Source organism: Pseudomonas sp. CLCA07 (genome assembly GCF_053615335.1).
The window spans coordinates 6,360,250-6,374,667 of record NZ_CM132131.1 but is presented as its reverse complement, the minus strand read 5'-3'; the positions used below and the strand labels follow the sequence as shown (position 1 = coordinate 6,374,667).

9 protein-coding genes and 1 pseudogene are annotated in these 14,418 nt (G+C 52.3%); 7 read left to right on the top strand and 3 right to left on the bottom strand.

Annotated elements, in window-relative coordinates; genetic code table 11:
• The first annotated feature begins 1 nt into the window (after window position 1).
• Together ACWGZX_RS29185 and ACWGZX_RS29180 are read left to right on the top strand one after the other, a co-directional pair.
• Complete coding sequence (locus ACWGZX_RS29185) at window positions 2-838, top strand: hypothetical protein (protein WP_452626579.1); 837 nt, start codon at window positions 2-4, stop codon at window positions 836-838.
• A gap of 944 nt (window positions 839-1,782) precedes the next feature.
• Complete coding sequence (locus tag ACWGZX_RS29180) at window positions 1,783-2,361, top strand: hypothetical protein (protein WP_452626578.1); 579 nt, start codon at window positions 1,783-1,785, stop codon at window positions 2,359-2,361.
• Window positions 2,362-3,349: 988 nt separating this feature from the next.
• Here ACWGZX_RS29180 and ACWGZX_RS29175 read toward each other — a convergent pair.
• Window positions 3,350-4,264 (bottom strand): LysR family transcriptional regulator, encoded by a 915-nt coding sequence (locus ACWGZX_RS29175; protein WP_452626577.1) that lies wholly within the window; start codon window positions 4,262-4,264, stop codon window positions 3,350-3,352.
• Between the two features lie 235 nt (window positions 4,265-4,499).
• Here ACWGZX_RS29175 and ACWGZX_RS29170 point away from each other — a divergent pair, with 235 nt between their 5' ends.
• From ACWGZX_RS29170 to ACWGZX_RS29155, 4 genes and pseudogenes are all read left to right on the top strand, one after another.
• Window positions 4,500-5,675, top strand: coding sequence for a M20 aminoacylase family protein (locus ACWGZX_RS29170; protein WP_452626576.1), 1,176 nt, complete (start codon window positions 4,500-4,502; stop codon window positions 5,673-5,675).
• A gap of 46 nt (window positions 5,676-5,721) precedes the next feature.
• On the top strand, window positions 5,722-6,501 hold the full coding sequence (locus ACWGZX_RS29165; RefSeq protein ID WP_452626575.1) for an ABC transporter substrate-binding protein: 780 nt from the start codon (window positions 5,722-5,724) through the stop codon (window positions 6,499-6,501).
• Window positions 6,502-6,511: 10 nt separating this feature from the next.
• Entirely contained in the window at window positions 6,512-7,372 is an 861-nt protein-coding gene (locus ACWGZX_RS29160) for a phytanoyl-CoA dioxygenase family protein (protein ID WP_452626574.1), read from the top strand.
• 466 nt (window positions 7,373-7,838) lie between these two features.
• Window positions 7,839-7,985 (top strand): annotated as a pseudogene (locus ACWGZX_RS29155) (isochorismatase family protein); the annotation flags it as partial.
• Window positions 7,986-8,182: 197 nt separating this feature from the next.
• Here ACWGZX_RS29155 and ACWGZX_RS29150 read toward each other — a convergent pair.
• Entirely contained in the window at window positions 8,183-10,693 is a 2,511-nt protein-coding gene (locus ACWGZX_RS29150; RefSeq protein ID WP_452626573.1) for a putative bifunctional diguanylate cyclase/phosphodiesterase, read from the bottom strand.
• A 1,059-nt stretch (window positions 10,694-11,752) separates the two neighbouring features.
• Here ACWGZX_RS29150 and ACWGZX_RS29145 point away from each other — a divergent pair.
• The gene (locus ACWGZX_RS29145; protein WP_452629084.1) at window positions 11,753-12,769 is read left to right on the top strand and encodes a GlxA family transcriptional regulator; all 1,017 of its coding nucleotides are present in this window, start codon (window positions 11,753-11,755) and stop codon (window positions 12,767-12,769) included.
• Between the two features lie 122 nt (window positions 12,770-12,891).
• On the opposite strand, the gene ACWGZX_RS29140 is transcribed toward ACWGZX_RS29145, so the two are convergent.
• Window positions 12,892-14,232 carry an MFS transporter gene (locus ACWGZX_RS29140; protein ID WP_452626572.1) on the bottom strand — a complete coding sequence of 447 codons (1,341 nt, stop codon included), beginning with the start codon at window positions 14,230-14,232 and terminating at the stop codon, window positions 12,892-12,894.
• Between the last annotated feature and the right edge of the window lie 186 nt (window positions 14,233-14,418).

The window sequence follows — 14,418 nt, the reverse complement described above, 5'->3', positions numbered from 1 at the left end:
AATGCCTCAATCTCATCTAATAAATGAAATTAATCGAATTTACGAGGAGTTCAATTTACCAACTCCTCAAGTAAAAAATGTTGTGGCTGCGATAGATTCAATGCTTTCGGTAAACACTGGAAGAGGCTCATTACATATTATCCTCGGAGAATCTGGCTGTGGCGTCTCAACTGCGACAAAAATGTGCCAAGACATCCTTCTCCGTAGGTCGATCAATACAATAGTGCTTAGTCCCCGCGCCTTCAGCGATGGAAATAATCCATGGGAAGCATTACTAGAGTATTACGGATTCACTTACCAAGGAGCAAAACTACAATCTACGAAAAATCAAATAATCCCATATTTCATATTAAACTTAATTCGTCACGCTAAAATTGACTGCATCATCCTAAATGACTTTTTAGAGGGTGTAATTACGCGAATAAAAAAGCAGCAATTGATAAACGCCTGCCTAAGTTTAGCGCGCACACCGATGTCTATAAATATAATTATTGGCACGACGAAGCGTGCTTATGGAGCAACATGCACTGACGATATACTGACGTCTATTCATTGCATACAAGAATGGGAAAATGGCGTAGGTTTTTCATCTTTTATGGGGATCCTTGAAAATACTCTCTCTGAAAAGCATACAATAAATATTGATCTCAGATCCCATGCTGAAACCATTTTCAAACTATGCTCAGGTAACACTGGAAATCTGTTTTACCTTCTAAAGGAACATGCCATACACGCACTGCTTACTGGCCCCGCCCAGGCTCCACTATCGAATGAATTTCCACCCTTAAAGGTTACACTTCAGAACAATGCATATTTATTCAGTATTGAATCCAGTTAATGATGAGTCTTTCACATCATGGATTAACAGATGCGAAATAAAGCTTTCGCACCGCTGCATCTCTGTCGAAAGTATACAGGCCCTTACTAGATCCAAGCTTAAGTGCTACCCGAGTCAGGACCCTGACTTTTCCAAAGAAATTTTAACCTCCACAGCTGTACACAATGTAATTAATGCAAACCCCAAAGAAATTTGGAATCACTTCCGTTCACATTCTGAATGGATAATTCCATATTCTGCCACTCAGTTTGCATGCAAGGCGTGCTTGGTCGATTCTTTGGCCGATCAACAATGTCTTGTTTACAAAAAAAGATGGAGATATCTCGCCAACCCTATTTGTGACATCCATAAGTGCTTGTTAAACGAGCTACCATATGGAGACCGCTATCACATCCATGTTTTGTCCAGCGATTTTACTCAAACTCACAAGTGCAGGCTAAATGAGCCAAATCTTCAAATTGTTGTTTTGCTTGCGCTTAAGTTTCAGAAATTTATAAATAGCTTGGAAATATCAACAACGTTTGCTGATCATAAGACTCAAAAGGCACTCAAATTTTTGATCGAGTTATTTCTTTGCGCTGGCGAACCGAGAGGGCTCGCTTGTAGAACTCTTTCGCGATCATCACCCCAGCGCGGCGCGTTTAAATACTTTGGAGGTCGCGCATTAATGATGATAGGTCCAATTTCATGCTCGGCGTTCGAACGGATGTGCGCGCTAATATTAACAGGGTGCATCATCGGGTTTTATTCAGATCGTGATTTGCAAACATTAGCATTTATTTCGAATGAGTTTGGATTGTTATATGGATGGTCCGCATACGACATAGGTAAGCACAGTAATGTTTTTGTCGACTTAGAGCACTCTGGTATTTTACGTCGACTGATAGATCTAATACCATTTATCACCGCTAGTCAGTATCTAAATTTTATCGACGGGTTCAAAAATGGCTGAGAATTTTTATAAGATAAATCTTCAGTATTTAAACCTTGGCCTTGTCATTACAGACAACTTCGGCATTCCATGTGTAGAAGTGTATATTCTCTACGCAACCATAAACAAAATCGTAATTGCTTATAGCCTGCTTAACAGCAGGCCCAGCAGGCAATCAGCCAGCTTACTAAATATTCATATTCGTGAAAACCTAAAAGTCCTTGATACATGGATGGAAAACCCTAAGGGTTACAGCCATTTTTTCAGGTGTTCTCCTTGGGATCCTTACCAACCAAAACAAATGGTGATAGATCATAAAAAATACAGCGCATTGAAAATAAATTTATCAATTGGTTCGGATTACTTCCTTGATGCATTATTAGATATTCCGCCCGAATACCTTAGTCCGTTGCTAAGCCCTTGGAAATTTTCATCCAATCAAGCGATGAGATTGGTTCAAAACCAAATCAAACAATATAACCTCTCAATCTCAACAAACGCTGAGGAAACCCTATTCAGTATTTGTAGGAGCAACGATGCCCCTACAGCCATGTCAAATCAGCCATTGATAAATTCCAATATTAAAGTCTAGCAATAAAGATCTTCTATCACTTTGGCTTCTTGAGGCAGTTCTATCCGTACAATACGAATGTTAGATTTTAATCTCTTCATTGGTCTATTTCTAACGCTATTTAGTCAATTGAACCTTCCAGCGACGCGATAGATGTTGGTCGAATAACCTTGCGACACAATCTCTATTGAGCTCAGCATCTCTCGCACATATATCGCCCAATCCGCGTCCCACACGTCGACAGAATCAAACCAACAGCGTGTCTTCATTGATCACCTGTACATTTAACTGGCTGCGTCTGTACTCGACGTAGCCGGTTGTTTTCTGCCCACGCGTAAAAACTGCACCAGGTGGTTTTTCTCTGTTGCTTTTTGAAGTTCTCGGTGAGTAACAAGATCCGGACGTCGGGCATTTTTTGGAGGTCGCTGACGGTGCTTTTGTGTGTGTCTGATCCACCTCTTCACACGGGGGAGAATATGCTGTGTCGCTTTTTCTATTCAATAGTGGCTTTAATGGTTGGCGCGGTACGCATACTTAATACTCGGAAAAACGGCTGAATATTCTGTTGATTTTCCGGTAAACCGCTAAAAAATAAGCGGAAACGCTAATTAATCAATGAGTTAAGGGACTCCGGTTATTGGCGGACGGTCACATTTTCACGATCCTGCGAGCGTTTTTCCAAGAACCTGTGTCGCGTTGAAATTCAAGGCCTTAAGCTACATTTCTTTCAACCAGCGTAGATTGATCGTCCACTGACCAGTGTCGCGTACCGTGTACCATTCAACGGCTACAATCACTGCTAACAGACCCAATTTTACGATGCTGGTGTCCATATGGCGTCACCGTTTGTCCCTTGAGCCTAGTCTTGAAAAAAAGGTCGAGTCATTTCATGTCAGCGCCTGCTCTTGGTCGCTCTCTCCCGGTTACGACAGGCAGCGCTCGGCCAGGAGCGGACAGTGAGGAATGACTATGAAACCAGTGACGTCCCACTTAGTTTCGATAACAGCGCTCAGACCAGTAAATCGACGGTCTGCAACATGCGCCGATAAGGAGAATGCGCATGCCCTATCTCCAGGTGAATGGTTTCGATTAGACACTCCAGAAACCGCTCGGCCGCCGGCCGCAGGGGCTGCCCGCTTCGGCTGATGGCGCCCACCGAGGCACTGCCGACCGGCTCGCGCAGAGGCAAGGCGCACAGGCCTTCGCGCTGAGCGCATATCTCCACCAGCGGCCAGGGAAAGATGCTCAACATGTCGGTTTCACGCAGCAAGCTCAAGATGATCGAGAGCGAATGGGCGAAATGCACATGCCCCTGCGTCGAAATCGTTCCGTCTTGTTGCGAGGCCAGTATCCAGTCAGCCGACGCCAGATCCTCCATGGTCCTGCTGTTCGACAACGGGTGTTGCTGACGGGCCACCACCGCACAATCGGCCGTAAATAGCGGCAGATAGGTCAGGTCGGCACTGGAAAACCGGGTATCAAGCCGTCCGATAAACAGATCGACGCTCGCATCCCGCAGCAGCGGACACGCGACCGATGAAAGCCCCTCATACAACTCAAGTTGCACCTTTGGAAATTGCTGGCGAAAACGCACGACGGATTTAGGCATGAGTGTCATCGCCAACCAGGGTGTCACGGCTACCGACAAGCACCCCTCCAGTTCCCCCTTGCAATCAGGCAACACCTGACGGGCACTGACCATCTGTGCCACCAGCAGACGTGCCTGAATCAACAGCTTCTTGCCGAGTTCGGTAAATACAATCCCTGAGGTATTACGGATCAGCAATTGTGTCGCGGTGTCTGCCTCCAGCTTCTGGATGGCCTTGGTGACCGCTGCCGGCGAAGTGTCGAGCCTTTTTGCAGCGCCGCGGATACTGCCCGCATCGGCCACCGCCACCAGTGCATTGAGTTGATAGAACTTCATAGTGTCCGCCGGTGTTAACCCTGGGTTGCCTTGTTCACTTTCGATTGCCTGTCAGCTGATGCCTTGGCCCTCTACTCTCGGACCAACACCACCTGGGCTTCGAACCTCACCAAAAGACCGTACCAGAAAAAGCCCAGGCACTTTGATGAAACGCATGATGCCGTAAGCCATCGTAGGATGTGGCCCTTGCGACAGATTGGTTTCTCCTCTTGGTCACCAAGGAAAAACGCTGCCAATGACACAGTCCATCACGCTTTTAAAAGAGATTGAGCAGGAAATGCGCGAACTGCGCCACCAGATCCATGCCAACCCTGAACTCGGTTATCAGGAGGTCGAGACTAGTGAGTTGGTAGCCGAACGATTGATCAAATGGGGTTATGACGTGACGCGCGGCTTCGCCGAAACCGCGGTCATCGCCACGCTGAAGAAAGGCACCAGTTCGCGTGTGATCGGCATACGGGCTGACATGGACGCACTGCCAATTCTGGAAAAAACCGGGCTCCCCTACGCAAGCCGGATACCGGGCAAGATGCACGCGTGTGGCCATGACGGGCATACGGTCATGCTCCTCGCCGCCGCCTACGCCCTCGCCCATGGCCATCCGTTCGATGGCACGGTCCGCCTGATTTTCCAGCCGGCCGAAGAAGGTCTGGCCGGCGCCCGACGAATGATTCAGGAAGGCGTGCTGCAACAGTTCCCCTGCGATGCAGTGTTCGCTGCACACAACATGCCTGGTTACCCTGTCGGAAAACTCGGGTTCCGAGCCGGGCCCTTCATGGCCTCCGCCGACCAGGTCAATGTCACGATTCACGGAAAAGGCGGTCACGGCGCGATGCCGCATCTGAGCGTCGACCCTGTGGTGGTCTGCGCAAGCATCATCATGGCCTTGCAGACAGTCGTCTCGCGCAACATTTCACCTCAGGAAATGAGCGTTATCACCGTCGGGGCCATTAACGCAGGTAAGGCGTCCAACGTGATCCCGGACAGCGCGCACATGCTGATTTCCGTCCGCTCACTGAACAACGCCGTCCGGGACCGTCTGGAGAGTCAGATAAAACACCTCATTCACGCCCAGGCGCAGGCATTCGGCGCGACCGCCGAGATCGACTACAGTGCCGACTACCCCTTGCTGGTAAATGACGAAGAAATGACCCGGTTTGCCAGCCAGGTGGCCATCGACTGGCTCGGTGAGGACGAGGTGATGAACGACATCGTGCCCTTCAATGGCAGCGAGGATTTCGCCTACTTCCTGCAGAAATGCCCTGGCAGCTATCTGATCATCGGCAATGGCGACGGTGAAAAGAGCTGCATGGCTCACGACCCTCGCTACGACTTCAATGACGACATCCTGATTCGGGGCGCTGGCTATTGGGTCAAATTGACTGAGGCCTTCTTGCCACTCAACACTTGAGCAAAGACCTGCCAAACCGTGAAAACCAATAAAAAATGAGGTCATCATGCAACTACGCAAACTTCAATACATCACCCTGCTGTTCGGGCTGATCATCGCCCCGCTATCGCAGGCAGAACCGGTGATCAAATTCGGTGTCGATCCTAGCTACCCACCTTTCGAGCAAAAGCAGCCAGATGGTTCATTGAGTGGTTTTGATATCGATCTGGGCAACGCCCTATGTGCCGAGTTGCGGGTCAAATGTATTTGGGTCGAGCAGACCTTCGACAGCATGATCCCGGCGTTAAAGGCGAAGAAATTCGACGCCATCCTGTCTGCATTCAGCGCCACCGAGGCACGTCGCCAGCAGGTCGATTTCAGCCACAAAATCTACACCGCGCCGTCTTCTCTCGTTGCCAGAAAAGACACCGGATTGCTGCCGACGGCAGAATCATTGAAAGGCAAGTCGGTTGGGGTGGTTCAAGGCTCGCTACATGAAAGTTATGCCAAGTCGCAATGGGCCCGCCAAGGCGTCAATATCCTTTCCTACCAAACCCAGGACCAGGTGTTTTCAGACCTCATCACCGGACGCCTGGATGCCTCGTTCCAGGCCTCGGTACAAGCCGACATAGGATTACTGCAAAAGCCTCAAGGCCAGGGCTTTGCCTTCGCCGGTGAGCCCATCACCGACAAAAGCATCATTGGCGATGGCGTTGCTATCGGTGTCCGAAAAAACGAGCCTGAACTCAGAGAGCAGCTGAACACGGCCATTGCCAGTATTCGCCAATCAGGCCAGTACGACCAGATCGCGAAGCAGTACTTCAACTTCGATATTTACGGCGAATGAGGTAATCCCCATGAACGAAATGATACAACGCGGTGAATCTCGTTTTGCCTTCCCCGTCAGCGACGAGACTGTGCGTGCCTTTCAAACTGATGGTGCAGTGTGTATCCGTAATGCGTTTACTGCGCAGCAAATCAGCGAACTGACGCAAGGCATCGAGCGCAACCTTGCCCATCCCAGCCCTCGCGCAAAAGTGGCGAGCAGCCCTACGGATCCGGGATGGTTCTTCGAGGACTTTTGTAACTGGCAAGAGAATGCACACTATCGCGACTTCATTTTCAACTCCGCCATCGCCCCAATCGCGGCCGCCCTGCTGAACAGCCAACAGGTGCGCCTGCACCATGATCACTTGCTGGTGAAAGAGCCCAATACGCGCCAACGCACGCCTTGGCATCAGGACCAGCCTTACTACAACATCACTGGTTCGGACACCGTGAGTTTCTGGATTCCAGTTGACCCCGTGCCCAGGGAATCGACCCTCGAATTCATCGCCGGCTCACACAAGGGCCCCTGGTTGATGCCTCGGTCCTTCATGGACAGCCAGGCCAAATGGTTCTCCGAGGGAACACTAGGCGAGCTACCGGATATTGAAAGCCATCGCGAGGACTTTCCCATTCTCGGATGGACGTTGTCGCCGGGGGACATGGTGTGTTTCAACATGTTGACCTTGCATGCCTCTGCTGGCGTGGGCGGGCATAACCGTCGCCGCGCGTTTTCAGTGAGGGTCATAGGCGATGACGTGCGGCATGCGCCGAGACCTTGGGCCACCTCCCCCGACTTTCCAGGGCTGAAAGATGCTCTGGCATCAGATGTACCTATGGAGCACGAGCTTTTTCCGACGCTCTGGCATCGAGAAACCAGAATGTCTGAGTGATAAGTTTAGAATGCAGGATGGCTCAAAAACAGGTGATGGGTGTGGGTCGGTTGTTTCACGGAACAGGAAAGCCGGGACATGTGCCCGGTTAACCAAGGTATGTGGTTTCCTCTTACAACCTCGACACCTTGCGATATGTTTCGGATGCCTGAATCACCACCGTTTCTATTGATACTTCTGAACCGCCTGCAATGGGTCGGTTTCAGCCGATCGGGGAAGGTAGAAATCGGCCAAAAGCAGCCCGTCGCATGAGGCAGAAAACGGCCACTAACGGACATTGACCAAGGGCCGCTTTCGGCCAGAACAATCATTTGAATGCGCCGAGAAAAAACGACAAGGAGGCACAAGGATCAAAAATGATCTGGCACCTAACAAGCGTTAGATTCCCATTGTATTAGAAGACAGCCCCTTACGAGCTCATAGCCTGAGATGTTGTTTATCGTCAACGCCATGGACGATGAGAACTTCGGATGATATCGCCCTGCGCCGGATGGAAAAGGGCGGTGTGACGCTGACCACTACCAATCAGTTGATCGCGGAGCTCGCAGGAAGCTGGGCTACGCCCGAAGGTGGTCAGTTGGTACAAGTCCTGATGACGGCACTTCAAGGCTAAATACACCTGTGAGCGATTTGCAGAACCATGATGTGTGGTTCTGCAAATCCTCAGGTGGGCAAGAAGGCTCGCTCCTACTAGCTGTTCGAGGCTACCTCCGGCAGTTGCGGGTGCGAGCCACATTTGAGTCGACCTCTCATCGTCCGCATTGGGTTGAATCCACAGCCGAAAGCGGACGTTCCCAGGCACCTACGAAGTTATGGCGATTTAGTCTTGGTCCGTGGGAAATCAGTGCTCGCCATTAATCTTTCGTGAACATACTCCTCAAATTGTTCGGCTGGCAGTGGCGGGGAAAACAGGAAGCCCTGGTAGGTCTGGCAGCCATGCTTGACCAGAAAGGTGCGCTGAGCTTCTGTCTCCACACCTTCTGCAATCACCGAAAGCCCCAATATCTGGCTCAGGCTCACAATCGCGCAGGCGATGGCGGCGTCGTTGGGATCAACCAGCACATCTCTGATGAAGGACCGGTCGATCTTGAGTTGATCCAGCGGAAGGCTCTTCAGGTATGACAGTGACGAGTAGCCGGTTCCGAAATCATCCAGCGAAAGGCCTATGCCGATCTCTTTCAACTCGATCATTTTGGCGACAGTACCTTCCATATCCTCTATCAGCAGGCCTTCGGTCAGTTCCAGTTTCAATTTCTTCGGATCGGCCCCCGTGTATCTCAGTACTTGCAGTACCTCCTCGACGAAGTCCGGATGGTGAAACTGGCGGGCGCTGACATTCACAGCCATACCCAGTCGGGCGGTTTCCGAATGCTTTGCCCAGGCAACCAGCTGAGTGCAGGCTGCCTGCAGCGCCCAACGGCCTAACGGCAGAATCAACCCCGTTTCCTCTGCCAATGGAATGAACTCGCCTGGAAACACGACTCCGCGCTCAGGATTCTGCCATCTCATCAGTGCCTCTGCGCCAATGATACGGCCCTCACTATTCACCTGCGGCTGGTAATGAAGAAGAAATTCGTTGTCCTGCAAGCCTTGGCGCAAGTCTACTTCCAGTCTGGCGCGTGCCGTGGCAACCGCCTGCATTTCCGGATCGAAGAAGCGCATGGTATTGCGGCCCGCCGCCTTGGCGCGATACATCGCCAGGTCAGCGCGCTTCATAATATCGTCCACTGTGCTCAGCTGCCCCTGGAACAGCGCAATGCCGAGGCTGGGGGTGCTGTGGTGCTCATATCCATCCAACTGGTAGGAAATGTTCAGAGCGTTGAGAATCTTTTCGCCAATAGCCTTGGCCTGGATAGCTGCTTCTGGAGGATTCTCATTAAGGCCATCCAGCAGGACGACGAATTCGTCTCCGCCCAGGCGAGCCACGGTGTCGCTCTCGCGCATGCAGCCGGAAAGGCGCAGAGCAACTTGCTGCAGCAACATGTCGCCTCTGTCATGTCCCAGCGTGTCGTTCAGTGCCTTGAAGTTATCCAGGTCAATGAGAATTATCGCGCTCGTATGCAGGCTACGGGAGCTGCCCGCCAGCAGATGCTGTAACCGGTCCAACATGAGCCGCCTGTTGGCCAGCCCGGTCAACTGATCGTAGAAGGCCAAACGCTGGACCTCTTGCTCAGCGGTCTTACGGTGGGTGATGTCAGTATTGATCGACAGAACGGATTGCGGCTGGCCATCATCGTCTCGCACCAGGGTTCGATGACTTTCGAGCGTGATGGTGCAGCCATCCCGGCGTCGAAGTGTAACTTCGTCCGCCCAGTCACCCGTTTCTATCAGGCTGTTAGTGGCCGCATTGAAAGCGGCGCTACCCTGGTAGATCAACTCCTGTGCCGATTTGCCGAGTGCCTCTTCCTTTGACAGACCGTAGAGACGCTCGGCACTTTTGTTCCAGTACAGGATGCGGTTATCCATCCCGTGAACGACAATGGCGTCCTGGGCCTTGTCCAGCAGCGATGCTTGCTGGCGGGCCTGCTTCTCGCTTTCGCGCAGCACTGCCAGATAACCTTCCCTTTCGGCTGCTTGCGACTCCATTTCGCGCCTGATCTTGCCCCCGTAGATAACGGCCGCACTGACCATCAGTAGCACGAACACCATGATCGCGTATTCGACCCGGCGCAGTTCTTCGACCGACTCAAGCTCCTCCTCCAGGAGCTTGCTTTGAATCAGGCCAACGCGATCCCGTACGGTACTGAGTGAGGCGAGCAACAGGGCAAACTTCCTGTCCATCGTTGCCATGCGTTTGCCGGCATTATCCGACTGCCCCTCCCTGAAGTAGGAAAAAATCAGCAAGGCCTCGTTCACCATTTCGACCATCGCGGCATCAATTGCACCCACCTCATCCTTCAATGCAAGGGTAAAGGCTTGTATATCTGCACTGTGTTCAGCCTCATTGGCGATCCGTACTTCCAACTGTTTTTTGGCCATTGCCAAATGCTCGTTGAAGGCGCGCAAGGCTTCATTCATGTTCCGCGATTCGGCTTCAACATTATGTGTATCGAACACATTATTGCCCGGCGCATTGACTGTGGAAGCCAGGCTGCCCAGCGTTGAATAGCTCGACAGCTGTTGGACCCACGACTGGTTTGCCTTGATGGAGCGGTGATAGGTATCGACGATCAGGTGATTCAATAGCACGCTCAGCACAACAACCAGCACGTCGAATCCCGCAAGAAAAAAGTACATGCGGTGCCATTTGGTCGAGCGCGGCTTATTTGAACTGGTGGGTATGGCTTGCTTTGCGGCGCTTTTATTCCTGAAAGAATCCATTTCACAATCTCCAAACATAATCCTTCTAAATTGACCAATAGAAGCGGTATTCGGAAACCAATTAACCTTTTGTGCCGACACCTGAACCTGAGAACACACCGCACGTAGCATTAGCCAAATTTGTTCTCTGTTCTGGATTCACGCTGGTTTTCGTGAGCGAAGCTCCCGAGACAAGCAATAGCTACCGAAGCTATACGTCTTAAGTGTCACGCCAACCAACTATTCGACACTAAGCAATGCATTTGGCGATGCTAATTTCATGGTGAAATTTTTTACTCTCGGAAGCAGTCTCTTAACATTTCGACGATAAAACGAAATCATTTTCACTTGTTGTATTTGACATCATCGTTTCAGGTAACGATTCTCCTCGCTCTCCATTGTAGAACTGAACGTCGACAATCACTTTTGCCAGATGTTCTGTTCCTTTCAATTTCCTCAGCCTCGTTCTGCGCCTCTGGCGAGCGTGCAGACCTTGGCCAGCATGTCTGGGGTGAGCATATCCCCCGTTTTCGCAGTGCCCAGCCGCACCGTAGCGAAAGTCGATTCGATCCTGAGTGATCCCAACAGATCTAGTCCAAACCCTGCGCCTGCAGGTGCAGGGTTTGCTCCATGTCTTCCCGAGTGTCGTTGCGGATTTGCGCCCCTGAACTGGGTGCTTCACGCAGAATAGTCGGGTGACATAGGGCACGTTGCGGGTCATTTCCGCGCAGCCTGCCGGACTGCCTGATCAGTTTCGACAGCAGACCAAGCATAGCCACTAATTTGCCATTATTCTGTTCTCCGACTGCTCCAGGTCGGTAGCAGCCCTTGATGGTCGGCAGCTTTCGGCCATTTCCGGTCAGTCGTGACAGGTACAAACTCGCCCGCGTGCCTCGCTGTGGTTCCAGATCGTTGCTCTGAGGGGGGATTATCCATCTTGTCATGGTCTATTAACCGGGCACTCGGTGTAAGATCCAGTAACTCCATAAGCAGTGTTAACAATCACAAAAACGAGATGACGTTGCCCCGTCGGCAGCTTGTCAAAGAGCGCGTCACTGATGCAGTTGAGGAGCGGTAATGATGGCGAAACTCCAGACGGCGAAGCCCGTCACAGGACGTTCGGCGAATGAACAACGGCCGGTGAAAACCGTAGGTTTTCTGGTCATCCCCAACTTCACCACCATCGGCTTCGCATCCGCCGTGGAAACACTGCGCATGGCCAATATGGCTGCGCACAAATCGATGTTCCGCACGGTTATCATCGCTGCCAGCCTGGAGCCGGTTACCGCCAGCAACGGTATGCGCATCCTGCCCGACTACAGCATTACCGATGCACCCAAGCTAGACATGCTATTTGTTGTCGGATCAAACCCGATCGTCTCCAATCACAGCAGCCGACCATTGCTCAATTGGCTACGCAAGTTGGCACATGAGCAGGTGCCACTGGGCGGGATTTGCACTGGAAGCCACTTGTTGGCTCGCGCCGATTTGCTCAAGGGTTATCGCTGCACGATTCACTGGGAAGACATCGAAGCGCTGAAGGAGCGTTTCCCGGGGATCATTATTTCCAACCAGCTGTTCGAGCTCGACCGTGATCGCTACACCTGCTCCGGTGGCGTGGCCTCCATGGACATGACTCTGCAGTTAATCAGCCGCGAACCCGGAGGTCGGGACATCGCAGCCCATGCGGCCGAGTTGCTGTTGTGTGATCGGGTACGTGGCGCCCAGGAGCAACAGCGCGTTCCATTGCGGCAAAAGCTGGGTACTTCGCAACCCAAGCTCAGCCAGATGGTGGCGATCATGGAAGCCAATCTTGAGGAGCCGGTAGGGCTTGAGGAACTCGCGCGATTGAACGAGGTATCGGTGCGGCAACTGGAGCGCCTGTTTCACAAGCACCTGCAACGCACGCCGAGTCAGTATTACCTGGAGCTGCGCCTTTCACGGGCGCGACAGTTACTGCTGCGCAGCGAATCCCAGGTTCGTGATATCGCCCTCGCCTGCGGCTTCGTTTCCCCGGCACACTTCTCCAAATGCTACAGCCGTTTCTTCGGTGTATCGCCCATTGGTGAGCGTAAGCAAGTGGCTGCCCTGCATTGATTTTCAGGTTGGGTTCAACATTGATTTCAGCTGGAATGGCCTCTTCGCGAGCAGGCTCGCTCCCACATATTGTAGGAGCGAGCCTGCTCGCGAAGGCGTCCCTTAAGGTCGCCGAAGAAAGGTCAGTCCTGTAACGCTTTATGCGCAGTTTCCCGGCTCGCCAGCATGGCTACCAATGCCACCGCCGCTGCCGCCAGTAGATACCAGGCTGGGGCCATTTTGTTGCCGGTCAGTTGAATCAGCCAAGTCGCGATAAACGGCGCGGTGCCACCGAACACCGCATTGGCGATGTTGAAACTGAAGGCAAAACCACTAAAGCGTACGCGGGTGGGAAATATCTCGGCGAGGAAGCACGGCAAGGTGCCATCGTTCATCGCCAGGATCGCGCCGAACGCAATCTGAATCATCAGAATCACGATCAGCGGTTGATTCTCCAGCATCCCGAACAACGGAAATGTCAGCGCCAGGAACAATACCGACGCCGTCAGCAACATGGTCTTGCGCCCGAACCGATCCGACAGCTTGCCCATCAGAAAGATCAGCCCGATATAGGTCGCCAGTGACACTGTCGACGCCAGGAACGAATCACTCTCGCTCATGCCCATTTCAGTGGACAGGTAGGTCGGCATGTAACTGAGCAACAGGTAAAACGCCACGGCATTCAGGCAGGTCACGCCGATCCCGATCATCACGCTGCGTCGGTGCACGGTCAGCAATTCACGAACCGGAGCGTGGGTCGCGCACTCCTTCGCTTCAAGGCGTTTTTCCATCTCCAGGAATTTCGGCGTGTCCTGCAAACTCATCCGGATATAGCGCCCCACCAAGCCAAATGGCGCGGCTAACAAAAAGGGCAAGCGCCAACCCCAACTGTGCAGATCCTCGACACTCATCCACGCATGCAGTCCGGCGACAAACACCGCACCGAATAGCAAGCCAGCCGCCGTGCTCGCCGGGACGATGCTGGTGTACAAACCGCGTTTACCCTCGGGGGCATATTCGGCAAGAAAGGCCGATGCCCCGGCGTATTCACCCGAAGCGGAAAAGCCTTGGAACAAGCGAATCAGCAACAACAACGCCGGTGCCCACAGGCCGATATGGTTGTAGGTCGGCAGAATGCCGATGCAGAAGGTCGAGATGGACATGATCAAAATCGACCAGGACAACGCACTGCGCCGTCCGTACTTGTCACCGAAGTGCCCCCAAACCAATCCTCCCAACGGTCGGACAATAAACGACAGCGCGAACACCGCAAAGGTCGCCAGCAGTGCAGTGGCCTTGTCGGTTTGCGGAAAGAACGTTAGCGCGATGACGGTGGCCAGATAGCCGTAGGCCGCATAGTCGAACCACTCGACGAAGTTACCCATGAAACTGGCACTGGCTGCGCGCCGCAAGGCCTTGCGCTCGGACGTCTGTTCAAGTTTCTGGGCCAGGGTCGGTGTCAGGCTTGCACTTTGGGTGCTCATTTGGCACCTCCGGTAGTAGAGGTGCGGTGATCGAGATTGGAGATCGGGACGAAGAACATGACATATACCCTCTATTGTTTTACTTGGCAGGGTTAAGGGTCAGTAGATGCTGCGCGCTCGTGGCGTGCATGCGTTGTTTTTTTCCGGTTTATCTCAGCCGCCGGGAAGATTTTTTGCCACTCATCA